At 59.8% G+C, this 25872-nt stretch carries 28 protein-coding genes and 1 riboswitch; of the genes, 15 read left to right on the top strand and 13 right to left on the bottom strand.

Annotation, left to right across the window (positions count from 1 at the left end; all coding sequences use genetic code 11):
- Window positions 1-61: 61 nt before the first annotated feature.
- Both ectB and ectA read right to left on the bottom strand, forming a co-directional pair.
- Window positions 62-1333: a diaminobutyrate--2-oxoglutarate transaminase gene (ectB, locus tag C7H85_RS01960; protein WP_106728035.1), complete on the bottom strand. Its 1272-nt coding sequence runs from the start codon at window positions 1331-1333 to the stop codon at window positions 62-64.
- A gap of 68 nt (window positions 1334-1401) precedes the next feature.
- Entirely contained in the window at window positions 1402-1920 is a 519-nt protein-coding gene (ectA, locus tag C7H85_RS01955) for a diaminobutyrate acetyltransferase (RefSeq protein WP_106728598.1), read from the bottom strand.
- A gap of 316 nt (window positions 1921-2236) precedes the next feature.
- Between ectA and C7H85_RS01950 the strand changes: the two genes are divergently transcribed.
- The 3 genes from C7H85_RS01950 (at window position 2237) to C7H85_RS01940 (ending at window position 3913) form a co-directional block, all read left to right on the top strand.
- Window positions 2237-2446: a cold-shock protein gene (locus tag C7H85_RS01950; RefSeq protein ID WP_106728034.1), complete on the top strand. Its 210-nt coding sequence runs from the start codon at window positions 2237-2239 to the stop codon at window positions 2444-2446.
- A 117-nt stretch (window positions 2447-2563) separates the two neighbouring features.
- The gene (locus C7H85_RS01945; protein WP_168388227.1) at window positions 2564-3475 is read left to right on the top strand and encodes a TPR end-of-group domain-containing protein; all 912 of its coding nucleotides are present in this window, start codon (window positions 2564-2566) and stop codon (window positions 3473-3475) included.
- A gap of 99 nt (window positions 3476-3574) precedes the next feature.
- Complete coding sequence (locus C7H85_RS01940; RefSeq protein ID WP_106728033.1) at window positions 3575-3913, top strand: MaoP family protein; 339 nt, start codon at window positions 3575-3577, stop codon at window positions 3911-3913.
- 54 nt (window positions 3914-3967) lie between these two features.
- On the opposite strand, the gene C7H85_RS01935 is transcribed toward C7H85_RS01940, so the two are convergent.
- Window positions 3968-4747, bottom strand: coding sequence for a siderophore-interacting protein (locus C7H85_RS01935; RefSeq protein ID WP_158260050.1), 780 nt, complete (start codon window positions 4745-4747; stop codon window positions 3968-3970).
- An 81-nt stretch (window positions 4748-4828) separates the two neighbouring features.
- Between C7H85_RS01935 and C7H85_RS01930 the strand changes: the two genes are divergently transcribed.
- From C7H85_RS01930 to C7H85_RS01885, 10 genes are all read left to right on the top strand, one after another.
- Complete coding sequence (locus C7H85_RS01930) at window positions 4829-5299, top strand: MarR family winged helix-turn-helix transcriptional regulator (RefSeq protein WP_106728031.1); 471 nt, start codon at window positions 4829-4831, stop codon at window positions 5297-5299.
- A 99-nt stretch (window positions 5300-5398) separates the two neighbouring features.
- Window positions 5399-6820, top strand: a complete 1422-nt coding sequence (gene sbcB, locus C7H85_RS01925; RefSeq protein ID WP_106728030.1) for an exodeoxyribonuclease I — start codon at window positions 5399-5401, stop codon at window positions 6818-6820.
- Window positions 6821-6829: 9 nt separating this feature from the next.
- Window positions 6830-7168, top strand: a complete 339-nt coding sequence (locus tag C7H85_RS01920; RefSeq protein ID WP_106728029.1) for a CidA/LrgA family protein — start codon at window positions 6830-6832, stop codon at window positions 7166-7168.
- Entirely contained in the window at window positions 7165-7854 is a 690-nt protein-coding gene (locus tag C7H85_RS01915; protein WP_106728028.1) for an LrgB family protein, read from the top strand. Before C7H85_RS01920 ends, C7H85_RS01915 begins: the two co-directional genes overlap by 4 nt.
- Window positions 7855-7873: 19 nt before the next feature.
- Window positions 7874-8710: a cytidine deaminase gene (gene cdd / locus C7H85_RS01910; RefSeq protein ID WP_158260049.1), complete on the top strand. Its 837-nt coding sequence runs from the start codon at window positions 7874-7876 to the stop codon at window positions 8708-8710.
- A gap of 18 nt (window positions 8711-8728) precedes the next feature.
- On the top strand, window positions 8729-9379 hold the full coding sequence (gene grxB / locus C7H85_RS01905; RefSeq protein WP_106728026.1) for a glutaredoxin 2: 651 nt from the start codon (window positions 8729-8731) through the stop codon (window positions 9377-9379).
- Window positions 9380-9483: 104 nt separating this feature from the next.
- Window positions 9484-9717, top strand: coding sequence for a hypothetical protein (locus C7H85_RS01900; protein WP_106728025.1), 234 nt, complete (start codon window positions 9484-9486; stop codon window positions 9715-9717).
- A gap of 209 nt (window positions 9718-9926) precedes the next feature.
- On the top strand, window positions 9927-11390 hold the full coding sequence (gene putP / locus C7H85_RS01895) for a sodium/proline symporter PutP (protein ID WP_106728024.1): 1464 nt from the start codon (window positions 9927-9929) through the stop codon (window positions 11388-11390).
- Window positions 11391-11556: 166 nt separating this feature from the next.
- On the top strand, window positions 11557-12852 hold the full coding sequence (locus tag C7H85_RS01890) for an outer membrane protein transport protein (protein ID WP_106728023.1): 1296 nt from the start codon (window positions 11557-11559) through the stop codon (window positions 12850-12852).
- A 121-nt stretch (window positions 12853-12973) separates the two neighbouring features.
- Window positions 12974-14197 (top strand): EAL and HDOD domain-containing protein, encoded by a 1224-nt coding sequence (locus tag C7H85_RS01885; RefSeq protein WP_106728022.1) that lies wholly within the window; start codon window positions 12974-12976, stop codon window positions 14195-14197.
- 24 nt (window positions 14198-14221) lie between these two features.
- On the opposite strand, the gene C7H85_RS01880 is transcribed toward C7H85_RS01885, so the two are convergent.
- The gene (locus tag C7H85_RS01880) at window positions 14222-14803 is read right to left on the bottom strand and encodes a thymidine kinase (RefSeq protein WP_106728021.1); all 582 of its coding nucleotides are present in this window, start codon (window positions 14801-14803) and stop codon (window positions 14222-14224) included.
- Between the two features lie 6 nt (window positions 14804-14809).
- Complete coding sequence (locus C7H85_RS01875; RefSeq protein WP_106728020.1) at window positions 14810-16363, bottom strand: Na+/H+ antiporter NhaC family protein; 1554 nt, start codon at window positions 16361-16363, stop codon at window positions 14810-14812.
- A gap of 73 nt (window positions 16364-16436) precedes the next feature.
- Window positions 16437-16611: riboswitch (Lysine riboswitch) on the bottom strand.
- Between the two features lie 406 nt (window positions 16612-17017).
- On the opposite strand from C7H85_RS01875, the gene C7H85_RS01870 reads away from it, so the two are divergent.
- Window positions 17018-17422: an H-NS family histone-like protein gene (locus C7H85_RS01870; RefSeq protein ID WP_106728019.1), complete on the top strand. Its 405-nt coding sequence runs from the start codon at window positions 17018-17020 to the stop codon at window positions 17420-17422.
- A gap of 322 nt (window positions 17423-17744) precedes the next feature.
- Here C7H85_RS01870 and C7H85_RS01865 read toward each other — a convergent pair whose 3' ends face one another.
- The 7 genes from C7H85_RS01865 to cmk form a co-directional block, all read right to left on the bottom strand.
- Window positions 17745-17957 (bottom strand): DUF3820 family protein, encoded by a 213-nt coding sequence (locus C7H85_RS01865; protein ID WP_245879532.1) that lies wholly within the window; start codon window positions 17955-17957, stop codon window positions 17745-17747.
- A gap of 73 nt (window positions 17958-18030) precedes the next feature.
- Window positions 18031-18744 carry an orotidine-5'-phosphate decarboxylase gene (gene pyrF, locus C7H85_RS01860; RefSeq protein ID WP_106728017.1) on the bottom strand — a complete coding sequence of 238 codons (714 nt, stop codon included), beginning with the start codon at window positions 18742-18744 and terminating at the stop codon, window positions 18031-18033.
- Between the two features lie 134 nt (window positions 18745-18878).
- Window positions 18879-20048: a lipopolysaccharide assembly protein LapB gene (gene lapB / locus C7H85_RS01855; protein ID WP_106728016.1), complete on the bottom strand. Its 1170-nt coding sequence runs from the start codon at window positions 20046-20048 to the stop codon at window positions 18879-18881.
- Between the two features lie 8 nt (window positions 20049-20056).
- Complete coding sequence (locus C7H85_RS01850; protein ID WP_106728015.1) at window positions 20057-20344, bottom strand: LapA family protein; 288 nt, start codon at window positions 20342-20344, stop codon at window positions 20057-20059.
- Between the two features lie 110 nt (window positions 20345-20454).
- On the bottom strand, window positions 20455-20763 hold the full coding sequence (gene ihfB / locus C7H85_RS01845; RefSeq protein ID WP_483887913.1) for an integration host factor subunit beta: 309 nt from the start codon (window positions 20761-20763) through the stop codon (window positions 20455-20457).
- Between the two features lie 39 nt (window positions 20764-20802).
- Entirely contained in the window at window positions 20803-22473 is a 1671-nt protein-coding gene (gene rpsA / locus C7H85_RS01840) for a 30S ribosomal protein S1 (protein WP_106728013.1), read from the bottom strand.
- 108 nt (window positions 22474-22581) lie between these two features.
- Window positions 22582-23262, bottom strand: coding sequence for a (d)CMP kinase (cmk, locus tag C7H85_RS01835; RefSeq protein ID WP_106728012.1), 681 nt, complete (start codon window positions 23260-23262; stop codon window positions 22582-22584).
- A gap of 194 nt (window positions 23263-23456) precedes the next feature.
- On the opposite strand from cmk, the gene ribA reads away from it, so the two are divergent.
- The gene (gene ribA, locus C7H85_RS01830; RefSeq protein WP_106728011.1) at window positions 23457-24050 is read left to right on the top strand and encodes a GTP cyclohydrolase II; all 594 of its coding nucleotides are present in this window, start codon (window positions 23457-23459) and stop codon (window positions 24048-24050) included.
- A gap of 71 nt (window positions 24051-24121) precedes the next feature.
- Here ribA and C7H85_RS01825 read toward each other — a convergent pair whose 3' ends face one another.
- The gene (locus tag C7H85_RS01825) at window positions 24122-25870 is read right to left on the bottom strand and encodes a PTS fructose-like transporter subunit IIB (protein WP_106728010.1); all 1749 of its coding nucleotides are present in this window, start codon (window positions 25868-25870) and stop codon (window positions 24122-24124) included.
- Between the last annotated feature and the right edge of the window lie 2 nt (window positions 25871-25872).

Here is a 25872-nt window from a genome sequence, read left to right as displayed (position 1 = left end):
GTCGTCGTCATGCCTGCGCAGGCGGGCATCCGTTCATGAACATCTCGGCGACGGGCCGGGCTCAAGACGCCTTGCTCAGGCGCTCGCCGGCGGTCTCGTCGATGGCTGCTTCCAGCCAGTCCAGGCCTTGGGTCAGTTCGGCTTCGGTGATAACGAGCGGGCACAGGCACTTCACCACTTCATCGTTGGGGCCGGCGGTCTCGATCACCAGGCCGCGCTCGAAAGCCTTGGAGGTGATCACGTCGGCAATCTCGCCGCTACGGCAGGCGATGCCCTGCATCATGCCGCGGCCCTTGACCTTGTCGAACAGCTGCGGGTGCTTGTCGGCCATGGCCTGCAGGCGGCGGGTCAGGAGTTTACCCTTGGCCCGTACCCCGGCGGCGAAGCTGTCGTCCTGCCAGAAGGTTTCCAGCGCCTTGCGGGCGGTAATAAAGGCATGGTTGTTGCCGCGGAAGGTACCATTGTGCTCGCCCGGCTCCCACTGATCCAGCTCGGGGCGCATCAGCACCAGCGCAAAGGGCAGGCCCATGCCGCTCAGCGACTTGGACAGGGTGATGATGTCCGGCTTGATGCCGGCAGGCTCGAAGCTGAAGAAGGTACCGGTGCGGCCACAGCCGGCCTGAATATCGTCGACAATCATCAGGATATCGTGCCGGCGGCAGATTTGCTCCAGACGCTGCAGCCACTCGACGGAGGCGACATTGAGGCCGCCCTCGCCCTGCACCACCTCAAACAGCACGGCGGCGGGCTTGTCGAGGCCGCTGGAGTTGTCGTTCAGCATGGTCTCGAACAACAGCAGGCTGTCTTCACCGGCGCCGGGATAACCGTCGTAGGGCAGCCGGGTCACGTTGGCCAGCACGGTACCGGCGCCGCCGCGGTGGTGCTGGTTGCCGGTAGCGGCCAGGGCCCCCAGGCTGACGCCGTGGAAACCGTTGGTGAAGGCCACGATATTGTTACGGCCGGTTACCTTGCGCGCCAGCTTCATCGCCGCTTCCACCGCGTTGGTACCGGTGGGGCCGGTAAACTGGGCCACGTGTTCCATGGCGCGCGGCTTCAGGATGATGTCCTGCAGCGCGGTCAGGAACGCCGCCTTGGCGGAGGTGTGCATGTCCAGGCCATGGGCGATGCCGTCCGCCTGGATGTATTCGATCAGGGCTTCCTTCAGCGCCGGGTGGTTGTGACCGTAGTTCAGGGTGCCGGCACCGGCGAGGAAATCCAGATAACGCTTGCCTTTGTTATCGTGCAGCCAGACGCCCCGGGCCTGATTAAATACCACCGGAAAAGAGCGGGCGTAAGTCTGTACACTGGATTCCATTACATCAAAAATACTCATAACGACTCCTTAAAGTCCTGAGTTCAAATCTCAAAAGCGAAAAAATAAAGCGGGAAGCGGCCGTTCACTCAGCCGAGGGCAATGCGATAGAGGATCTCGCTGTTGCTGTTGCCATTGAAGTGGCGCTGTTGATCGAACAGCACATGGCGTATTCCCTGCCCCTTGCCCTTGTCGCGCGCCAGACTCTCGAACAGTGCCCAGGAGGCGGCGTTGTCGGCAGTGATGGTGGTTTCGATATGGGTGACACCGGCACAGGCTTCGGATTCCAGTATGGTATCGAGCAGGGTGCGGGCCAGGCCTTCGCCGCGGGCGCGTTTATCTATGGCTACCTGCCAAACAAAGAGCGTGCTCGGATCCTTGGGCTTGCGGTAGGCAGAGATAAACCCCAGCGGGGTCCCTTCTTCCTCGTCCTCCGCCAGCATGCAGGTATCGGCGAAGTGCAGACACTGCAGCAGGTTGCAGTAGGTCGAGTTGGTGTCCAACGGCTTGCACCGGGCGATCAGGCGGTTTATCGCGTAACCGTCGGTGGACGTGGGGCGACGCAGCAGTAACTGCAGGTCAATAGTAGTATCCGTGTCTGTATCCATCATTATGAGCCTAATCAGTTTTAGTTAGTAGGCGAAGTAAAAATCCTTTATTAACCTAACAAACCATTGATAAATTGCAAGCCAATCTCTGTTAAATTAATTTGAACAGCATACATTTTCTCATCGTATTCCGACGAAAAAACCCCTCTCTCGCCCCCGCTCTCCGGCTTGTCGCAGGCCGGCCTCGGCCCTTGTCGGCACTGGGCCGGGCCGACTTTTGCCTGCGCCAGCGTCTCGTTTTGATCGACACCTGCTACTATCAATGCAGTGGCGAAGCTTTTTTCGTCACCTTGTCAGGCCAAACTGGAAATACACTATGAGCACTAAAGAAACAGGAACCGTCAAATGGTTCAACGAGGAAAAAGGCTTTGGATTTATCTCCCGCTCATCGGGGGCGGATCTGTTCGTTCATTTTTCCTCCATTCAGGGTGATGGTTTCAAGACCCTCAAAGAAGGCCAGCCGGTCAGCTTTGTGGTCACCCAGGGCAAGAAAGGACCACAGGCAGAAGAAGTGGAACTGATTTGACCCCTAAACAGGCGGCATGCGAGTGCCGCCCATGTCCTGGTTTGAAAGCGAAGCATCATCACGGTATCCTTGCCCCGGTTATTTTCTGACCTCCTCTCAGTTCAATCCGGTAACCTTATGCCCAAGATGTTTCTATCCTTTTGTTTTTTAATCATTTCCTTCGCCGTTTCCGCTCAGGTAACCGACCAGCCCGCCCACGACGGCGAACCGACGGAAGACGTCAGAACCCGGCTGACTCCCTTTATGGAGCGCTACATGCTGGATGAGTTGAAAGCACTGCGCATGGAGATGGCCGGTTTTCAGGTGAGCGTGAAGGAAGAGGTGGTGCAGAAGGAGCTGGCGGTGGCCGACAAGGCGATGAGCTACGCCAATATCACCGTGACCTATTTCTTCTACCTGTTGGCCGGGGCCGCCTCGGTGCTGGCCATCGTCGGCTGGCAGTCCTTGCGCGAGCTGAAGAAGAACGCCCGGGAATACGCCGAAACCCAGATGCGGCAGATCACCGACACCTACGAGCGCAAGCTCAAGCAAATCGAGCGGGAGCTGCAGCGCAAGACCAAGGTGATTGCGGAGAACTACCGGGAAATCGAGCGCTTCCAGGAGATCCACGCGCTCTGGCTGCGGGCCAGCCAGGAGCAGAGCCCCCAGGCCAAGATGGACATCTACGACCAGATCCTGCGCATCAAGCCCGGCGATCTGGACGCCCTGACCCACAAGGCCGACGCCGCGCTGATGATGAACGAGCGCCAGTGGGCGCTGAGCCTGTGCAACCGAGTGATGCAGGTCGATCCGCAGAACGCCCACGCCCTCTACCAGCGGGCCTGTGCCCATGCGGGCGTGGGGCACGAAGAGCAGGCCCTGGCCGACCTGGAACTGGCCATCCAGCGCAATGTGCACCTGCGTAATGTGGCGGCGGAAGACGAAGAGTTCGAACCCCTGCGCCAGCACCCCCGCTTCGTCGAACTGACCCACGACGGGCACGAGCCGGGCCAGGGGGATGGCGGCCCGGATGGCAGGAAATCGTCGTAAAGTATTTTTTCACGATTCATGAAAAAAATTGATTTTGCGTCCCGGCACGCGGTGCCATACTTTCCGCGATCTATAGAGCCACTTAGAGTGAGAGTGAATATGAGCTTTGAGTCACCCAAGCCTTTTCAGGACTTCGCCCACTTCCCTCGCGGGTTGCGTCGTTGTGGCGAGTTCACGGTGGCGGAAGCCCAATTGCTTGAGCAATGCGGTCACGCCATGCTGGGGTTATATACCGGGCAGCGGGCGCCGGCCACCGATGAAGAGCAACGTTTTATCGAGCAGGTTCAGCAAGGGGCAGCTCCGGAAAGCCGCCATGCCAAAGTCTGGCTGAAGTACCTGAAAGTCATCGGTCCCAAACGAGTTCACCGTCTGTGTACCCCCATGGCATCGGGCAACAACGACGAAGACTTCGAACCCGTGGAAGACGTGGCCGAATAAACTTCCAATCAAGGTCGGATCCGCTCCGGCCTTTTTGTTGCCAGCACGGCCCGGTCATAGCGGGTTTTGCTGTTTCTCCTTGCCGAACCGTTCGGCGTCCACTCCACGTTTCCAGTAACCGGTGGTCTGCATCATCAAACTGCTGATGCCCGTCCGCTCCAGCAAATACCCCTTGACGGCCCTGACCTTGCCGGCTTCGGTGCCGAGAAACACTTCGCTTTGCGCCGAAACCCCCGTGCACGCCTGCACCGCTTGCAGCAACCGCCGGCTGTCCGGCTGTTCCACTATCCAATGCACCCGCACCCCGGGCAGGGAGGGCAGGGCCTGCCGATCTTCCGCCGTGGGGATTTCAATCAATACATCGGCCCGGGCACCGGCCGGCAGCCGCTCGGCGTAGTACCACAGGGCATTGATCGAAGTCAGATCCCCCACCAGCAGGTAATGGGAGGCCTGCAGCGGCATCGGCTTGCGTGGTCCCGGGCCGGCGATGCCGAGGGCGTGGCCCACCTCGGCCCCGGCGGCCCAGCGGGTCGCCGGCCCCCGGTGCCGGTTGACCACGAAATCCAGGCTCAGCTCACCGCGGGCGGCATCGTAGTGCTGGACGGTGTAGGAACGCTTGATCGCCGCCGCCGGCCCTCGCAGGGCCAGGTTCGGCCTTCCGCCGTCCTGGCCGGGTAACAGCACCTTGACGTAACGACCGAGGGTATCTTCCGGCAGCGTAGTCAGCTCCGGCCCCGCCACCACGATACGGCGCAGATGGGGGGTCAGCTCTTCCGTTTTCACCACTTCCGCCAGCCGGGCCCGGGGCGGTGCGCCATCCAGTTGTTTTGTCATCGATTGCGTCTCCGATACATAGTTGATAATATCAATCATATTGCTTTAATTGATAAAATCAACTACTTCGGATGCGTTATTATGGATACTCCTTCCCTGCAGGAACAACTGCTGGCCTTGCTGCACCGTTTTCGCCAGGCGATGAAGCAGGATCTGAGCGTGGGTGAGTCGAACATCAATGCCATGCATATCCTGATGCTCGGCACCATCGGAGACAACGCCCCCTGTACCGCCAATACCATCGCCCGGCTCACCCGGCGGGACAAGGCCCAGGTCACCCGGCTGCTCAAGGAGCTGCTGGCGATGGGCCTGGTGCACCGCCAAGCCAACCCGGACGATAAACGCAGCCACTGGCTCCACCCGACGGCGGCGGGAAGCGCCCTGATGCAGCGGGTCGGGCAGACCAGGGAGCGGGTCTGCCGGGAGATCTGCCGGGGCCTGAGCCCGGCCGAACAACAACAGTTCCAGCATATTGCCGGCCTGATGCTCGCCAACCTCGATCGCCTGCTGCAAGCCCCGGCCGCGGCCGCGGACGAGGACCAGCACGGCTAGGCCGAGGGTGCCGATTTCCCCCAAGCCCCCGACGGGGTGTTATACTGTCAGGCCTCGGGCGGCGCCCGGCACGACCAACACATAAAGATCCGACGACTCATGAGCGACCAAGCAGCACAGCCCACTTTTTTCTTCCACGATTACGAGACGGCGGGGATCAGCCCCGCCCTCGACCGGCCGGTCCAGTTTGCCGGCATCCGCACCGATGCGGAGCTGAACGAGATCGGCGAGCCGATGATGCTTTACTGCCGTCTGCCCGCTGATTACCTGCCCTCCCCCGAGGCGACGCTGATCACCGGCATTACCCCGCAGAAGGCCCAGCAGCAGGGCCTGTGCGAGGCCGAATTCATCGCCCGCATCCATGAAGCGTTCAGCAAGCCCAACACCTGCATCCTGGGCTACAACAATATCCGCTTCGACGACGAGGTGACCCGCTTCACCCTGTATCGCAACTTTTACGACCCTTACGCCTACAGCTGGCAGCAGGGCAACTCTCGTTGGGATCTGCTGGACGTGGTGCGCGCCTTCTACGCCCTGCGCCCAGAGGGCATCCACTGGCCGGAAGACGAGGACGGCAAGCCGAGCTTCAGACTGGAGCGGCTGACCGAGGCCAACGGCATCGATCACGGTAACGCCCACGACGCCCTGGCCGACGTGCGCGCCACCATCGCCCTGGCCCGGCTGTTGCGCCGGGCCCAGCCCAAGCTGTTCGACTACCTGTTCGACCTGCGCGCCAAGAACAAGGTGAAGGCGCTGATCGATGTGATCAACGGCCAGCCCCTGGTGCACGTCTCCGGCATGTTCTCGGCCTGGCAGGGCTGCGCCAGCTGGATTGCGCCCCTGGCCTGGCACCCGGACAACGCCAACGCGGTGATCTGCGTCAACCTGGCGATGGACCTGAGTCCCCTGGTGGAGCTGGACGCGGAACAGCTGCGCGAGCGGCTCTACACCAGGCGGGAGGAACTGGGCGAGCTGGCCCCGGTGCCGGTGAAGCTGGTGCACATCAACAAGTGTCCGGTGCTGGCCAAGGCGGCGGCGCTGACCGAACGCCGCGCCGACGCGCTCGGCATCGACCGGGCCCGCTGCCGCCAGAGCCTGGATCTGCTGCGCCGCCATCCGGAAATCCGCGCCAAGGTGGTGGAGCTGTACCAGCAGGAGCGCGAGTTTGCCCCCGCCGGCAATGTGGACGCGGCCCTCTATCAGGGCGGCTTTTTCGGCGAGGCGGACAAGGCCGCCATGGCCATGGTGCGCGACAGCAAGCCCGAGGTGCTGGCCGGCCTGCCGCTGCAGTTCAACGATGCCCGCCTGCCCGAGCTGCTGTTCCGCTACCGGGCGCGCAACTATCCCCATACCCTGAGCGAGCCGGAATGGCAGCGTTGGCGCCTGCACTGCCAGGACGTCATGGCCGAGCAGGCCGAGTCCTATATGCACCGACTGGAACAATTGGTGATCGAGCATCAGGATGATGAAGGCAAGCTGGCCCTGCTGCAGGCGGTGGCCCGTTACGTGCAATCCCTGTAAGAGCCCGTCATGACACTGATCCGCGATTTTCTGGTTATCCTCGCCTGCCTGCTGGCAGGCAAGGGCATCGCCGCCCTGCTGCCCTTCGCCTTTCCCGGCAGCATCATCGGCCTCTTTATCCTGTTTGTCCTGCTCAGCACCCAGTGGGTCAAACTCGACTGGGTCCACGACGGCGGCCAGTTGATCCTGCGCCATATGGCGCTGCTGTTCATCCCGGTGGCCGCCGGCCTGCTGGCGTACGTGGAGGTGCTGAGCGAGGGACTGGGGCTTATCATCACTTCCGCCCTCAGCGGCCTGGTGCTGATCCTGCTGGTGGTGGGCCGGCTTTATCAGAGGATGCAGCCATGATGCTCTGGCTCGCCATCCCGCTCACCGCCCTGCTCTACCTGCTGGTCAAGAAGCTGGCGCGTCGGCTGAAAAGCCCCCTGGTCAATCCCATACTGCTGCCGGCGCTGATGGTAATCGGCATCCTGCTGCTCACCGGCCAGGATCCCGCCGACTACCAGGCCGGCACCCGGCCGCTCAGCCTGCTGCTGGAGCTGGCGGTGGTGGCCTTTGCCCTGCCCCTGTACCAGCAGGCCGCCAAGATCCGCCGCCAGCTGTGGCCCATACTGCTGTGCTGCAGCCTGTCGGTGCTGATCTCGGTGGGCACCACCCTGCTGATCGGCGCCCTGATGCACGCCCGCCCCGAGCTGCTGGCCTCCATCGCCACCAAGTCCATCACCACTCCCCTGGCAATGAGCGTCAGCCAGGCCATGGGCGGCATTCCGGCCATCGCCGCGGGCCTGGTGATCATCGTCGGCATGATGGGCGCCGTGATCGGTTTTCCGTTGATGCGGCTGGCGGGCATCCACCACCCGGAAGCCCAGGGCCTGGCGATGGGGGCCGGGGCGCACGCCATCGGTACCGGCGCCGCCGCCGAGGTGGGCGCAGTGCAGGGGGCCTTTTCTTCCCTGGCCATGGTGGTGTGCGGCATCGCCACCGCCGTGCTGGCCCCGCCGCTGTTTCATCTGTACCTTTGGTTCATGTCCTGAGTCCAACAAGGAGGCTATGATGGCCCAATCCCTCGACAAGGCACTGCAACAACTGCAACTCGACACCCTCTGCCGCTTCAGCCCGGAGCAGGTGGCGGCCTTGCAGCAGACCACCGGCCTGGATAACGATAACCTGGCCCTGAGCCTGCTGCCTCTGGCTCAGCAAAAGGCGCTGCCGACGGTTTCCAACTTTCGGGTCGGCGCCCTGGCCATCGCCGGCTCCGGGCACTGGTACCTGGGCGCCAACCTGGAGGTGGACGGCCTGCCGCTCAACCACTCCCTGCACGCCGAGCAGTCCGCCATCGGCCACGCCGCCCTGTGGGGGGAAACCACCATCGACAAGGTGGTGGTCACCGCCAGCCCCTGCGGCCATTGCCGCCAGTTTATGAACGAACTGAACCAGGACAAGCTGGTCATCGTTCTTCCCCAGACGCGCCAGAGCCTGGCCGAGCTGCTGCCCCACGCCTTCGGCCCGGCGGATCTGGGCATTGACGGCGGCATGCTCAATGCCCCGGCCGGCAGCCTCGCCTTCGATACCGAGGATCCGCTGATCCTGGCGGCGCTGAGTGAGGCCAACGCCAGCTATGCCCCCTACAGCCAGAACCGGGCCGGGGTGGCACTGCTGCTGGACGACGGCCGTATCTGCCGGGGCCGCTACCTGGAAAACGCCGCCTTTAACCCGAGCCTGAGTCCCATGCAGCTGGCCCTGAGCCAGGTGCTGCTGCAGGGCGCGACACCGACCCGGATCCGCCAGGCGGTGATGGTGGAGGCCGAAGCCGATATCCGCCAGCACGACACCGCTGCCCAGACCCTGGCACGGCTGAGCCCGGTCGCCCTCTACAGCCTGGTGCTGTAACCCTCAAGGAGAGCACACGTGAAGTTATATCTGTTCGATCACTGCCCTTTCTGCGTCAAGGCCATGATGGCCGTGGGATACGGCGAGCTGGCCGCGGACTACGTCTACCTGGACAACCACGACGTAACCGCCCGGGAGCGGATGGTGGGCTACAACGCCGTGCCCATCCTGGAAAAGGCGGACGGCGGCTTTATGGCCGAAAGTGCCGATATCGTCGCCCTGCTGATGGAGCAAAGCGCACACAGCCTGGCGCCGGCCGTCGATGCCGAGCGGATAAGCCGCTGGCAGGAGCAGCACAAACATGCCTTCTGGGGACTGCTGTTCCCGCGCAACGTGCGTCTGCCACTGCCGGAATTCGCCAGCCCCGAGGCCATCGACTACTTCACCCGCAACAAGAGCGCCCTGCTGGAACGCAGTTTCGAAGACGCCCTGGAAGACACCCCGGCCTATATCGCCAAGGCCGGGCAGGCCCTGGCCGAGCTGGACTGGCTGCTACCGCCCTCGGGACGTGCGGACCGGCGCCTCAGTTGGGACGATATCCACCTCTTCCCTACCCTGCGCAACCTGACCATGGTCAAGGGGCTGGACTTCGGCCCGGCCCTCGATGCCTACCTGGACGAGCTGTCCCGCATGACCAGGGTGCCCCTGTACCGGGAATGGGCCTGCTGAACCTGCGACCTTTGGCTAATGGCCGGGTGGGCGCCCGGCCGGTTACACTGGCCGCAACAAGCTGTTAACACAAGGGCGCCAACGCGGTGCCGGGAAGGGGCGTCATGCACTGGCTGAAAATCATCGAACTGTTGCTGTTGCTGGCCGGGTTGACCCTGGTGCTGGCGGGCACCCTGCGCTACGGCAGCCGCAAGAAGGACTGGCTGGCCCTGCCCAGGATCGTCTTCAACCGGGCAAAAGATCTCACCATAAGCGAATACCAGTGGCTGCGCTATGGCGGCATGCTGCTGTTCGCCGGGGTGCTGGTGCGCATCCTCAACCTGACCTTCTTTCCCTGAACCCCGCCGCCGCCAGCGGCTCCCTTGTCCCTTCCGTAACTCCTTGTCGGTAAATAAAACTTTCGCCAGAGGCCCGGGGTGGTTTCGGCGTTATCTCCGGCGAATAAATTGGTCCTGCCACTGGGTGTTGCCCGGCGTATTGGTGTAACATTTGGCTCTCTCGCTCACATGGAAGCGAAAACACGGTTCGGAACAACAGGAAGGCTCTTATGACCATCGAACTCCCCATCTTGATCACCTTTGTCGGCTACCTCCTGCTGACCATGCTTATCGGCCTGGTGGCCTACCGCGCCACCAGCTCACTGAGCGACTATATCCTCGGCGGCCGCCGTCTCGGGCCCGGGGTAGCGGCCCTGAGCGTGGGCGCCTCGGACATGAGCGGCTGGCTGCTGCTCGGCCTGCCGGGCGCCGTGTTTCTCTACGGCATCAACCAGGCCTGGATCGGCATCGGCCTGGTGATCGGCGCCTGGCTCAACTGGCTGTTCGTGGCCAGACGGTTGCGGGTGTATACCGAACAGGCCAATGACTCCCTGACCCTGCCCGATTTCCTGGAAAACCGGCTGGCGGACAAGTCCGGGCTGATCCGGGTCATTTCCGCCGTCACCATACTGGTGTTCTTTATTTTCTACACCGCCTCCGGCCTGGTCGGTGGCGCCATCCTGTTCGAGAAGGTGTTCGGACTGCCCTACCTGACCGCCCTGATCATCGGTGGCGGCGTCATCGTTGCCTACACCTTCATGGGCGGTTTCCTGGCGGTGTCCTGGACCGATTTCTTCCAGGGCATCCTGATGCTGCTGGCGCTGATCGTGATGCCCTGGGTGGTGATGACCGAGCTGGGCGGCATGGAGCAGACCTTTGCCACCCTGGAGGGCATGGACGCCAGCAAGCTGGATATCTTCCATGACTTTTCCCTGCTGAGCGGGCTCAGCCTGCTGGCCTGGGGGCTCGGTTACTTCGGCCAGCCCCATATCCTGGCCCGTTTCATGGCCATCGACTCCCCGCGCTCGGTCCCCTTGTCGCGCCGTATCGCCATGAGCTGGATGATATTGTCGCTGATCGGCGCCCTCGGCGTCGGCCTGGCCGGTGCCGTGTATTTTGCCGATGCCCCGCTCGATAATCCGGAAACCGTGTTCCTGGCACTGGCCAACGCCGTGTTCAACCCCTGGGTGGCCGGCCTGCTGATCGCCGCCATCATGTCCGCCATCATGAGCACCATCGACTCCCAACTGCTGGTCTGCTCTTCCGCCATTACCGAAGATTTCTACAAGCGCTGGTTGAGACCCAACGCCCAGGATCACGAACTGGTCTGGGTCGGCCGTTTTGCCGTGCTGGGCGTGGCGGTGTGCGCCATGCTGATCGCCCTGGATCCGCAGACCACGGTACTGGGCCTGGTGAGCTATGCCTGGGCCGGTTTCGGCGCCGCCTTCGGCCCGGTGATCATCCTCTCGGTGTTCTGGCCCCGGCTGACCCGCAACGGCGCCCTGGCCGGCATCGTGCTCGGTGCCCTGACGGTGATCGGCTGGAAACAGCTCAGCGGCGGCCTGTTCGATCTGTACGAAATCGTGCCCGGTTTCCTCGTGTGCGGCCTGGCCTGCATCCTGATCAGCCGGCTCGACAAGGAGCCGGGAAAGTCCGTAGTGCTGGGTTTCCGGCGGATGGAGTCCGACCTTTAAGCTTTGATAACGCTCACAAAAGGAGCCTGAGGGCTCCTTTTTTGTAAACAAGTGTTTTACTTTTTCATTACACTTTCTTATGCTCTCAACTGGTAAGAGTTCATACCACTTGCCAGCGCAAAAATAGTCGCGCCCGATTCACATAACAACGAGAAGAGAGTCTTCTATGAGCAAAAAGACGTTGAAGCTGTCCGTGCTCGCCGCTTCCATTGCCGTGGTGGCGGGGCAAGCCCATTCCGCCGCTTTCCAGCTGGCCGAGCAGAATACGACAGGTCTCGGTCGTGCCTATGCCGGGGAAGGGGCCGTCGGCGACAATGCCGCCGTGCTGGGGCGCAACCCGGCCGCCATGACCCTGTTCGACCGCCCCGCGCTGTCAACCGGGGCCATCTATATCAATCCGGACGTGGATGTAACAGGCAAGCCAACCCCTCAGCAAGCCGGCGGTGCCGCCCTGGCCGGGCTGGCGACCGAATCCACGGATATCGCCGATGACGCCGTGGTCCCCTTTTTCTATTACGTTCATCCTATCAATGAACAATGGGTGGCCGGCTTCGGTGCTTTTACCAATTACGGCCTGTCGACGACCTTTCAGGATAACCATTATGCCGGCCCGGTGGCGGGCAAGACATCGCTGACCACGCTGAACCTGAATCCCAGCATCGCGTTTAAAGTGAATGAGCATCTTTCCCTGGGCGCCGGTTTTAACGCCGTCTATGCCGATGCGGAACTGATCCGCCATTCGGGGGTTGCCGCCCTGAATCCGGGGCTGGGCATACAACCGACGTCGGAATTTGTTCGCCTTGCCGGCGACGACTGGGGCTATGGCTGGAATATCGGACTGCTGTTTGAAGCCAATGACGAGAATCGCTGGGCACTGACCTATCGTTCAGAAGTGGATCTAACGCTCGAAGGCAATTATTCCAGCGCCTTGCCACCCGGCTCACAGGCATTGGGCCTCCCTGCGGGTACCGCGGGCAATTCCATCCCCGGCAGCCTGGACCTCAGTTTGCCGGCAATCGCCGAACTGTCCGGTTTTCATCAGCTCCGGCCGGACTGGGCCCTGCATTACGGCATTATGTGGACCGAATGGAACAGCTTTAAAGAGCTCAGGGCCCTCAATAATCAGGGCGACACCCTGTTCCAGAAGGATGAAAACTTTAACAACAGCTGGCGGATCAGCGCCGGCGCCACTCACCAGTTGAATGATCGATGGACGCTGCGCGGCGGGCTTGCCTATGACAAATCGCCGGTGCCGGCAGATCACCGTTCCATTTCCATTCCCGATGTCGACAGGACCTGGTATACCCTGGGCGCCACCTACGCCTACAGCCGGAATCTGAGCGTCGACGCCGCCTTCGCCTTCCTCGATGGCAGGAAAGTGGATGTGGTGGAAGATGGCTTTGCCTTTACCTCCGGCGGCGACGCCTACCTCTTTGGGGTGCAGATGAACTATAAGTTCTGAACAGCGCCGATGGGCTTGACTGAGAAGCGCCGGGAATGGCGCTTTTTTCATCCGGTCACGCTTTGTCAAGCCGATGAAAATACTGTATATTCCTCGGCCTGATTTAGTACGCCGGACGATCATGCATAGTTTTGTAGCCAGACAAGCCATTCTTGATAAAAACGGAATTCCCCTGGGTTATGAGCTGTTGTTTCGCCTTGGTTTGGAAAATCGTTTTCCCGACATCGGAGCCGAGCTGGCTACCCGCCGATTGATGGCCGAACAGTTCTTGAGCCAGAAAATCGAAGATTTGGTCGGCAACGCCCTGTGCTTCGTCAATTTTCCGGACAGCCTGCTGCGCGAGGGCATGGCCGATGCCTTTCACCAGCATCGCCTGGTCATCGAAATTCTGGAAAATGCCATGCCCGACCAGGTCCTGCTGGACTGCGTCAGGCGCCTGAAACAGCTGGGGCTGAAACTGGCGCTGGATGATCACCTGCCCGGCAACGGCTGGGATGAATTCCTGCCCTATATGGATTTTATCAAGCTGGATTTGCGACAGATTTCCATTGAGGACTGCGCCCGCTTTATTGACGCCTGTCGCTGTTACCCGCAGCTGCGCTTTATTGCCGAGAAGGTAGAAACCCGGGAAGAATTTAACGCCGCCCAGCGGGCAGGATTCGAGTTCTTTCAGGGCTATTACTTTCAGCAACCCCAGGTGATCCGCCAGCGCATTCTGACTACCGATGAAATGACCGCGTTCGAGTTGCTGGCGGTGGTCAGTGAACACGAGGTCAATTACGACACCCTGACCGAGTTGTTCAGCCGCGATCTGTCTCTTTCCTACAATCTGCTGCGCTATGTAAACAACCTGCATATGGGTTATCGCCACCAGAGTATCGATAACCTGCGCAATGCCATCGTCTATCTCGGTCATCAGCAGCTAAAGCGTTTCACCGCCCTGGTCATGACCGCCTACGTCAGCAAGCACAAGAGCATGGAGCTCTATCGCCTGTCGATTATCCGTGCCAAGTGGTGTGAGTTGCTGGCGGAAAAAACCAATATCGGCCTGCTGGATGATGCCTTTATGTGCGGCCTGTTCTCCTTGCTGGATGTGCTGCTGGAACGGCCCATGGCGGACATCCTGCCCCAACTGCCGGTGTCGGAGTCGGTCAGTCAGGCCCTGCTCGACAACAAGGGAGAACTCGGCTTCCTGATGGGACTGGTGCATGACCACGAGCAGGCCAACTGGACCCAGCTGCAGCGCCGCCTGGCGTTTATGGGACTGAGCGAAGAAACCAGCAGCCAGTGCTACGAACAGGCCGTGAACTGGAGCAACCGCCTCAGCCAGCACCGGCTGGATTGAGCCGCGGCCCCCTGCGGTGTTCGTTCAGCCCCTGACCCTGCCCTGCATGTAATGCCGGCGGCACAACGCCACATAGCGCTCGTTGCCGCCGATTTCAATCTGATCCCCCTCCCGCAACACGGTGCCATCGGCGCCCAGGCGGGCATTCATGTGCGCCTTGTTGCCGCACCAGCAGATGGTTTTCAGCTCTTCCTGCTTGTCGGCCAGACACAACAGGTAGTAGGCCCCTTCGAACAGCTCGCCGCGAAAATCGGTTTTCAGACCATAGGCCATCACCGGAATATCCAGCTCATCCACCACCCGGGCCAGCTGGTATACCTGCTCCCGGATCAGGAACTGGGCTTCATCCAGGATCAGCACATCGGTCTTGTACTGCGCCAGCCGGTCGCTGACCAGCATGAAGAGATCACAGTCCCGGGAAAAGGTGTCCACCTCCAGCTGCAGCCCGACCCGGGCCTTGATCATCCCCACCCCGGCACGGGTGTCCAGCCGTGGCGTCAGGGCATAGGGGCTCAGCCCCCGCTCCCGGTAGTTGAAATGCGCCTGGATAAGCTGGGTCGACTTGCCCGAGTTCATGGCCGCGTATTTATAGTGCAGTGACGCCATCGTTGCTCAGCCTCTCTGTTGCCAGGCCCAGAGGGCCAGCACCAGCATAAAGCACATCGCCGCCGCCACAAAGCCGGCCGTCAGGGAGGCGGTGAAACCGAGCGCCAGGTAACCTGCGACACTCACCAGGGCAATGGACAACGCATAAGGCAACTGGGTGATGACGTGATCGATATGGTGGCAGGAGGCCCCGGTGGAGGAAAGTATGGTGGTATCCGAAATCGGCGAACAGTGATCCCCGAAGACGGCACCGGCCATCACCGCCGACATGCCGGGCAGCAGGAGCCCGGCATCGATGGCCATGGTCATGTCGGCCGCGATCGGCAGCATGACGCCGAAGGTGCCCCAGCTGGTTCCGGTGGCAAAGGCCATCAGCCCGGCCAGCAGGAACAGAATGGCCGGCAACAGGAACAACGGCATGCTCTGCTGCATCAGGGAAGCCAGGTACTTGCCGGTTTCCAGCTCGGAAATCATACCGGCGATGGTCCAGGCGAACAGCAAGATGTAAATGGCCGGAGCCATGCCTTTCACGCCCACTTTTAGGGCATGTCCCCAGGCCGCGGCTTTCGCCTTGTGGCGGAGCATGGCGAAAACGCACATCAGCACGCCGGCGCTGCCACCCAGCACCAGGGAACGACCCACGTTGGTGTTCTCAAGAGCCGCCAGCAGAGTAAAGGTCGCCCCATTCGCGGTCAGTACCTGGGCACCGGTCAGCAGCAGCGACACCACCGTCACCAGCGTCAGGGCGCCAATCGACAGCAACAAATCGCTGACATGGCCGGCACGGGTCGCGCTGTCGGCCACCCCGGGCGGTGTTCCCTTGGCGCGATCGAACAACTCCCCTTGCATCGCCATCCGCTCATGGCGGTCCATGGCTCCCAGATCCCAGCCTCCGCGGATCACCAACAACACCATCAGCAGGGTGAAAATGGCGTAGAAGTTCATGCCGGCCATGGTGATAAAGGCGCTGAATGCACTTTGCCCGGTCAACTGATAACTGGCCAGAACACCGCCGATCAGGGCGATAATATAAGCACCCCAGGACGACACCGGCATCAATACGCAAATGGGGGCCGCCGTTGAATCGAGCAGATAGGCAAGCTTGGCCCGGGAGATATGAAACCTGTCGGTAACCGGCCGACAGATGGTGCCCACGGAAAGGCTATGGAAATAATCATCAATAAAGAAGATAAACACCAGCAACCCGGTCATCATCTTGGCTTGTCGCCGCGTTTTGATGCGAGCCTGCGCCCATTCGGCAAAGGCCAGGGTGGCACCAACCCGGCTGAGCATGCTGATCATGCACCCCAACAGCAGCAGAAACAGCAGGATGTTCACATTCCACTCGTTAATGGCATTATCTGACCAGAACAGGGAGCCGATACTCGACGACAGATGGGTGACGACGGCAAGCGGATTGAATTGCTGCAGCAGCAAAGAACCCAGGACGATACCGAGGCCAAGGGAGAACAATACCCGCCGGCTCAGAATAGCCAGCACGATAGCCAGCAGCGGAGGCAACAGAGACCAGAAGGTTTGGATAAAAGGATGTGATTCCATGACAATGCCTGAATTTGACTGTTCAAGATTAACCGCCAGGAGCAGGCACTCATAACAATATTGCCTTTCATTCCCCAGCAGTAGCGCACCATGAAACGATATTCATGACAGTATCGGCCCTTTCGGAACCGATCCCAGCCGGGCAGCCGGAGTAAGCGACACGACTTCGGCACACCTCCCTTTCCACCAGGATAAACGGCATCACCCTGAGCTGGCTTACTGATGAGATATGCACCTCTACGCAGGTAAGCTGGAGGATTTTACTGACAGGTGAGCGAAAATCAACAGATTAAACTGTAAATTTTTGGTTAACTGCCATCCCCCGGGGGCCAGTGTCGAATACGGGATCAACTATTTGGAACCACCATTAATAAATGCTGGTCGGTTCACAAAAAACTGTTAAAAATACGAATTGACCAATAGGGTATTACATGAAGGCTGTGCCCGGCGCCATGGCTTTAATCTGGTAAAATTCTTATTAAGCGACCACACTTGCAAAATGCAATGCAACAATTAACCCCCACCCGGCTAGCATAATATTAAGAATAGAACATTTTTAATTTTGTTTACATTAATTGACTTGCCACATCAAAAAGGACGTTGTAAATTTAAAACATCTTAAAACAAAACTAAATGACACCACAGGTGAACTCAATGACCGAATTCCTGAAAACTCTGCTCAATATCCGTAGCTTGCGCGCCGCCGCTCGTGAACTGACTCTGGAGCAACTGGAAGAAGGGTTGGCCAAATTAACGTCTGTCGTCGAAGAGCGTCGTGAATCCGAAGCCGAAGAACGCGCTGCTGCTGCAGAACACGAACGCAAGCTGAAAGAATACGTCAATATGCTGGCCGCCGACGGTATCGATATCAATGAGCTGGCCGAGCTGGCCGAACCGAGCAAGAAATCCGCCGCAGGCCGCAGCAAGCGCCCGGCCAAATATGCCTACACCGATGAAAACGGTGAATACAAGACCTGGACCGGCCAGGGCCGCAAGCCTGCCGTTATCCAGAAGGCACTGGACAATGGCGCCAATATCGATGAGTTTCTCATCAAGTAAACTGTAAATACTGGTCAGGGCCGCCAGGCCCTGATTTTTTTCCAGAGCACTTTCAATTCGTCCGCCGTTATCTCCTCATTCAAGCCCTCCCGGAGAGTACTCGCCGATACCCACGGCAAATCATTCGGTTGCTATGTCCTTCCTGAGCCGCCTCATTGGTCCGCCTCTGCCCTCAGCAATAAATGATGGAAAAAGGCGGAATTGACCCGTCGTTCAAATTGATTTTAGGCCGTGATGATGAATAGCCGTTTCGAATGGTAGATCACTCGATACAATGAGCGGACGCACTGACTGGACCGCATATCGGTCGTTATCGCCAGGGCTATTCCAACAACGGGTAAAGCCCCTGGTCGAGGCCATTCAACTTCAGTTCGTACACCAGGGCCAGGCGCTCTCCCAGCGAGCCCGCCGGCCAGCCTTTGCGCTCCAGCCAACACAGGTAGGCCATGGGCAGCCTCAACAATGCCATGCCCTTGTACTTACCAAAAGGCATGGGTTGGCGAACGATAGACAGCAGCTCGGCGGACTCGGTCATTATCGATAGGCTCATGCGAGACGGACAAAATAGCCCGCAGGCCCATGTCGTCGGGCCTGCGGGACACTGATGGTCAACAGGCGAGGGAGCCGTTGATATCGGCCAGCACCGCTGCGGGATCCGCCGCTTGGGTAATGGGCCGGCCGATGACCAGGTAGTCGCTGCCGGCGGCCAGTGCCTGCTCCGGTGTCATGATACGACGCTGATCGCCGGCATCGCTGCCGGCGGGGCGTATACCCGGAGTTACCAGCTTGAAGTCGGGGCCCAACTCCGCTTTCAGCAGGCTGGCCTCCTGTGCCGAGCAGACCACCCCGTCCAGCCCCGAATCCCGGGTCAGCCGGGCCAGCGCCAGTACCTGCTCCGCCGGCGAACGCAACACACCGACCTGGTGCAGCTCTTCGCCGGTCATGCTGGTCAGCACCGTGACCGCTATCAGCAAAGGCGCCTTGTCACCGTAGGGCCGGAGGGCTTCCCGGGCCGCCTGCATCATCCGCGGGCCGCCGCTGGCGTGGACATTGACCATCCATACCCCCAGTTCGGCCGCGGCGGCCACCGCCTTGGCCACAGTATTCGGAATATCGTGGAATTTCAGATCGAGGAAGACGTCGAAGCCGGCATTCACCAGCGAACGAACAAACTCCGGACCGAACAGGGTGAACATTTCCTTGCCGATCTTCAGCCGGCAGCAGCTGGGATCCAGCTTGGCAACAAGCGCCATGGCCTCTTGCCGATCGGCGAAGTCGAGTGCAATGAGGATCTTGGGATCATGGTTTCTTGAATCTTGCATAGGTTACCTTTTAATTCTTTTATTACATATTTCGAGGAATTAGGGCTGGGACAAAAGACAAGCCATTATCACCGGCGGAGTCTGCGGTGCCAGCTTCGCTCCCCAGTCCCGAATCCCTGATCCCGGTTGTGAAACTATTCCCCATCGAGGCCGCGCACCGGTTTTATGCTGCCCCACTGCTTACAGGAAGGGCACTGCCAGAATAACGTATGTGTCGAGAAGCCACACTGGCCGCAGCGATGGCTAGGCTTGGCCTTTATTTGTTCCGCCACCAGCGCCTTGAGCATTTCCAGGCTTTCTCTCGCCCGCCCCTGCTCCGCATTGGCCGCATGGTAAGACATCAGCCGGTAAAAGCCCTTCATGGTAGGATGGCGCTGCAATTGCGTCAGTACCAGTTGCTCGGCACCGAGCGTCCCCTGGGTTTCGCTGATCCGATCGGCCAGCATCAGCACCACGCTGGCACCGCTGTCCTGGGTAACCCACTGCTCGAGCCGGCGAATAAAGTCGCCGTCCTTACCCAGCTCCCGATAGCAGCGCTGCAAGTCGGGCAGGACCTCGCTGATAAAATCCGGATCCTGCTCGGTGACCTGCATCAGACAATGAACCGCCGGTGACCACTGGGTCTGGGCAATATAAAGAGCCCCCAAACGAATATTGGCCCGGACACAACCGGGATCAGCCTTGAGGGCTTTCTTGAAATGATGGATAGCCGCTTTGATATCCTGCTGGCGCCATTTCTGCTCGGCCAGTTCACAGTAGAAGTGCCCCATGGGTGTCATCGCCTTGACACCCTGGCGCTTCTTCAGCCGCTCGGCAACCACGATGGCCTTTTCCCAGTCGCGCAATTGCTGATATATCTGCATCAACTGGCCGAGAGCCTCTTCTTCATAATCCGGATCGTCTTTCAGTTCGGCCAGGATATGCTCGGCCCTATCCAGCAGACCGGCCGCCAGAAAGTCACGGGCCAGCTCCAGCATCGCCAGGTGACGCTGCTCCAGCAACAGATTGGGGCGGGCGATCAGGTTCTGGTGAATACGGATGGCCCTGTCGAGCTCGCCGCGGGAGCGGAACAGATTACCGAGGGCCAGGTGGGTTTCGATGGTTTCACTGTCGACCTGCAGCAATTGAATAAAAAGGTCGACGGCCTTGTCCGGCTCATCGGACAGTAAAAAATTCAACCCGGCAACATATTGCCGGGAGAAATTATTGGATTGTTTCTGAACATCCTGCCGGACTCCCCTGCGCCCCATATACCAGCCGTAGGCAGCGGCCACCGGTAGCAGCAGAAACAGCAATTCCAGCATCGGGCTCGTCAATCCTTAACAGGCAAAGCCCTGAGTTCTTCCAATTCCCTATGCTGACGTTCTACCTTCTTGCGCAGGCCGCTGTTGTTCATCTTGAGACGCAACATGACCAAGCCGAACACCAACCAGCCGAGCAGAAAGCCGGCGACAAACACCACCGCGAGCAGGGACGAAAGACGGAAATCCCCTTGCGCCAGCAAATAGTTAACATGTATCAACTGATCGTTTTGCGAGCCCAGGGTCAGGCCCACACCAAATAAGATTGCCAGGATCACCAGGCCAAGAATAATTTTCACCTTCCCCTCTCAACTTCCTGATTTAGCGTGTTGGCATTATCCCGGAAAAACACGGCCGTCGCCAGCCGGGTTACCATGAAAAGTGATATCGGACGCATACAGTATTGGTATTAATCGGGGTTGACCCGTTCACGCAATTCCTTGCCCGGTTTGAAGTGCGGCACATACTTGCCGGTCAACTCGACGCGTTCACCGGTCTTGGGGTTACGGCCCTGACGAGGCGCACGGTAATGCAGCGAGAAACTACCGAAACCGCGGATTTCGATACGATCACCGGTTTGCAGAGAGGTCGCCATCTGTTCAAGAATTTCCTTGATGGCGTTTTCAACTTCCTTGGCGGAAAGGTGGTTGTATTGCTCTGCCAGTCGCTCAATCAGATCAGATTTTGTCATGCTGTCTTGCTCCTCTGCACCAAACAAAAAGGGGGCGCGAAGGCCCCCTTTTGAATTCGGACAGGCTTATTCGCCTTTCGCAGCCTTGAAAGCTTCGGCCATGGCACTCAAACCAACTTCTTCTTGTTGCTGGTTCAGGTTATCCATTACGGCTTTCTCTTCAGCTTCGTCTTTCGCACGGATAGACAGGCTGACGGTACGGTTCTTGCGATCAACACCCATGAAACGCGCTTCGACTTCTTCGCCCACGCTCAGCACGGTGGAAGCGTCTTCGATGCGGTCGCGGGAGATGTCGGCAACGCGGATGTAACCTTCCACGCCTTCTTCCAGATCTACCACGGCACCCTTGGCGTCAACGGCGGTGATGGTACCCTTAACGATAGCACCTTTCTTGTTATCTGACAGGTACTTATTGAAAGGATCTTCGTCAATTTGCTTCACGCCCAGGCTGATGCGCTCGCGCTCGGGATCGACTTGCAGCACCACGGCTTCGATCTCGTCGCCCTTCTTGAATTCGCGTACGGCTTCATCACCGTTGGCGTTCCAAGAGATGTCGGACAGGTGAACCAGACCGTCGATGCCGCCGTCCAGACCGATGAAGATACCGAAGTCGGTGATGGATTTGATCTTGCCGGAAACACGGTCACCCTTGTTGTGGGTTTCTGCAAACAGCTGCCAGGGGTTGGACTTGCACTGTTTCAGGCCCAGGGAGATACGACGACGTTCTTCGTCGATGTCCAGTACCATCACATCTACGCTGTCGCCAACGGAAACCACTTTGGACGGGTGGATGTTCTTGTTGGTCCAGTCCATTTCGGACACGTGTACCAGGCCTTCGACGCCTTCTTCGATTTCAACGAAGCAGCCGTAGTCGGTCAGGTTGGTCACGCGGCCGGACAGACGGGTGCCTTCCGGGTAACGGTTGGCGATATCGACCCACGGATCTTCGCCCAGCTGCTTCAGGCCCAGAGACACACGGGTGCGCTCACGGTCGAATTTCAGCACCTTGACGTTGATTTCGTCGCCGACATTCACGATCTCGGACGGATGCTTGACGCGCTTCCAGGCCATGTCGGTGATGTGCAACAGACCGTCTACGCCGCCCAGGTCCACGAAAGCACCGTAGTCGGTCAGGTTCTTGACGATACCCTTGACTTCCTGGCCTTCCTGCAGGTTTTCGAGCAGCTGCTCGCGCTCAACGCTGTTTTCGGTTTCGATCACGGCACGGCGTGAAACCACTACGTTGTTGCGCTTCTGATCCAGCTTGATCACTTTGAACTCAAGCTCTTTGCCTTCCAGGTGCAGGGTGTCGCGTACCGGACGCACGTCGACCAGAGAGCCGGGCAGGAAGGCACGGATGCTGTTCACTTCTACGGTGAAACCGCCTTTGACCTTGCCGTTGATGACACCAACAACGGTTTCCTGATCTTCGTAGGCCTTTTCCAGTTGCAGCCAGGCTTCGTGACGCTTGGCTTTTTCGCGGGAAAGCAGAGTCTCGCCGAAGCCGTCTTCCACTGCGTCCAGCGCCACGTCAACGGTATCGCCAACGCTGATTTCCAGCTCGCCCTGGGCGTTCTTGAACTGCTCGGCAGGAATGGCAGATTCGGACTTCAGGCCTGCGTCAACCAGAACGATACCGTTCTCAATGGCAACCACAGTACCTTTAACGATGGAACCCGGACGGGTTTCCAGTTCTTTCAGAGACTCTTCAAAGAGTTGAGCAAAAGATTCGGTCATGTTTAATGGATACACTTTTAAAGTTGAACATCCACAGGGCAATCCGGCACCGGTGGGGTGATTAACATTGGCCTGCCTCTTCCATAAGGCTGGCATTGCCAAATCGCATCAGCGACCAAGCATAACCTTAGTATGACTCAGCACTTTGTCCAGCACCTCGGTGATGGACAGGGCGGTCGAGTCGATAACCAACGCATCGTTGGCTGCTTTTAGGGGCGCTACGCTCCGGTTTCTGTCCCGATCGTCACGCGCCTGAATATCGCTTAAAAGGCGGTCAAAACTAACATCAAAGCCCTTGTCTTGCAACTGCTTAAGCCGTCTGTTCGCCCTTTCCTCGGCACTGGCATCGAGGAAGATCTTGACCTGTGCGTCGGGGAACACCACTGTACCCATGTCCCGCCCGTCGGCAATCAACCCGGGTTTGACCCGAAAGGCCCGCTGGCGCCGCAGCAGCGCCTCGCGCACCCGGGGAAAGGCCGCCACTTTGCTGGCAGCTTCACCCACCTGCTCGGTGCGGATGGAACGGGAGACATCCTCCCCTTCCAGTATGGTCTTGATGTGGCCATCGACCACCGGGAACTGTACATCCAGGTGGGCGGCCAGGGGCATCAGGCCGCTCTCATCGCCCAGCGCCACATTGTGATGCAGTGCCGCCAGCGCCAGCACGCGGTAGATGGCGCCGGAGTCCAGCAAATGCCATTCCAGTTTTTCGGCCAGCAACTGACAAAGTGTTCCCTTGCCGGCTCCACCCGGGCCATCGACGGTGATGACGGGAGCGAGTTCAGACATTGCATCCTCCAGTAAATCATGAGTCCGGGCACCCAGGGCGCCGCGCGGCCCGTATTATACCCGAGTTGGCCAATAAAGGCATATCATACAATTAATTAACATGACCCTCCGCAAGATTGCGCCTATACCTGTACGCCCATCCGCTTTACAATAGCCGCCATTTTTCGTTGACGAGATAACGCAAGAGGAACGCCATGAGCAGTGTTACCCGGATGGCAAACTCAAAATTGCCCACGCCCTGGGGCACTTTTACCCTGGTCGGGTTTGAAGAAAAGGGCACGGGAAAGGACCATGCCGCCCTGGTCATGGGCAAGGTCGATGAGGGGCAGCCGGTGCTGGCGCGCATCCATTCCGAGTGCCTGACCGGCGATGCCCTGTTCAGCCTACGCTGCGACTGTGGCTTCCAGCTGCAGGCCGCCCTGGAAAAGATCGCCAAGGAAGGTCGCGGGGTTCTGCTGTATGTGCGCCAGGAAGGCCGGGGCATCGGCCTGCTCAATAAGATCCACGCCTACCACCTGCAGGATCAGGGCAAGGACACGGTGGAAGCCAATGTTGAACTGGGATTTGCCGCCGACATGCGCGATTACACCATCTGTGCCGATATGCTCCGCAGCCTGGGTGTCAAACAGCTCAAGCTGATGACCAACAACCCGCGCAAGGTGAAGGCGATGGAAAACTTCGGCATCGAAGTGGTGGAGCGAGTGCCGTTGCAGGAAGGGCGCAATCCGTTTAACGAGCACTATCTGGATACCAAGGCCGGCAAACTCGGTCATATGCTGAAAAAATAGCCGCCGGCAGCTCTCCTTTCGCTCAAAAAAAAACCCCGGGTGCGTCCCGGGGTTTTTGTTTCCGTCTCGGATTATGCCTTGGCGGCAGCCTGCTGACCGGCGGCCAGCATTTCCGCGTCGCTGCGCTTCAATACCGAGTAGAGCACGCCGGTGACGATGGCGCCGACGGCGATGGCCAGCACGTACCACAGCAGTTGCTGGATGGCGTTGGGGATGAACAGCACGAAAATGCCGCCATGAGGCGCCAGTAGCTTGGCACCGAACAGCATGGACAACGCGCCGGCCAGGGCCCCGCCGATCATGCAGCTCGGGATCACCCGCAGCGGATCCCGGGCGGCGAAGGGAATGGCCCCCTCGGAGATAAAACACAGCCCCAGCACGAAGGACGCCTTGCCCGCTTCCTGTTCATTGGTATTGAACTTGCGCCGGGCCAGGAAGGTGGCGATGCCCATGCCGAGCGCCGGCACCATGCCCGCCGCCATGGCCGCCGCCATGGGGCCATAGGTCTCGGAAGCCAGCAGGCCGACCGAGAAGGCGTAGGCCGCCTTGTTGACCGGCCCCCCCATGTCGAAGCACATCATGGCACCGATGATGATCCCCAGCAGCACCGCATTGGCGGAGCCCATGTTGTTGAGGAAATCGGTCATGGTGTTCATGATGGCCGCCACCGGGCCGCCCACGATATAGATCATCACCAGACCGGTAAATAAACTGGCGAACAGCGGGATGATCAGGATAGGTTTCAGGGACTCCAGGCTTTTCGGCATGGGTACCTTGCGCGCCAGGTAACGCGCCGCATAACCGGCGAGGAAGCCGCTGATGATACCGCCGATAAAGCCGGCACCCAGCGAGCTGGCCAGCATGCCGCCGATCATGCCGGGGGCAATGCCGGGACGATCGGCGATGGAATAGGCGATATAGCCGGACAGCACCGGGATCATCAGGGCAAAGGCGGAGGCACCACCGATCTGCATCAGCGCCGCGGCCAGGGTGCCTTCCTCTTTGAAGGCTTCGATGCCGAACACGAAGGACAGGGCGATGATCAGCCCCCCGGCCACCACCATCGGCAGCATGAAGGAGACCCCGGTCAGCAGGTGTTGATAGGGGCCGGCCTGTTTCTTGTCATCCTTGTCTCCCTGAGCGGCGCCGCTGCTCTGACCCTGATGCTGGTACATCTTGGCCTCGGCGAGGGCGGTTTCGATGGTGACTTTCGGCTTTTTCAGCGCCTGGCCGGTGCTGGTGCGGTAGACCCGCTTGCCGTCGAACCGGCTCAAATCCACTTCGATATCGGCGGCGACGATCACGCAGTCGGCGGCGGCAATATCACCCTGGGTCAGGGCATTTTGCGCCCCCACCGAGCCCTGGGTTTCCACCTTGATCTGGTGGCCCATGGCCCTGGCGGTTTCATTCAGCGCCTCGGCCGACATAAAGGTGTGCGCCACCCCGGTCGGACAGGCGGTAATGGCCACCAGCCGAACACCGCCCGAAGCCGCCGCCGGCGCACTGCCACTCTGGGTGGCCGCCTGCTCGGCCGCTTGCTGCAACCAGGCTTTGGGGCCGTTTAGCGCCTGCTGGATATCGCTCTTATAGAGCCGCTTGCCGGCAAAGCGGGCCAGCTCCACCTCGGTGCCGCTGGCCACCACCACCAGCTCGGCGTCGTTGATCTGGGCCTGGGTAAAGGGTGTGACCGGCTCCAGCTGGCTATGGCATTCGACCGCCGCCTGCCAGCCCAGCTCTTCCGCCGCCTGTCGCAGCAAGCGGGCGGCCATGTAACTGCTTGCCATGCCGCTCGGGCAGGCGGTAATGATCAAAGTCTTCATGT

It is taken from the genome of Zobellella endophytica (assembly GCF_003012775.1).
Taxonomy (GTDB): Bacteria; Pseudomonadota; Gammaproteobacteria; order Enterobacterales; family Aeromonadaceae; genus Oceanimonas; species Oceanimonas endophytica.
The sequence above is the reverse complement of the archived record's forward strand: the minus strand, read 5'-3'. Positions and strand labels throughout refer to the sequence as shown.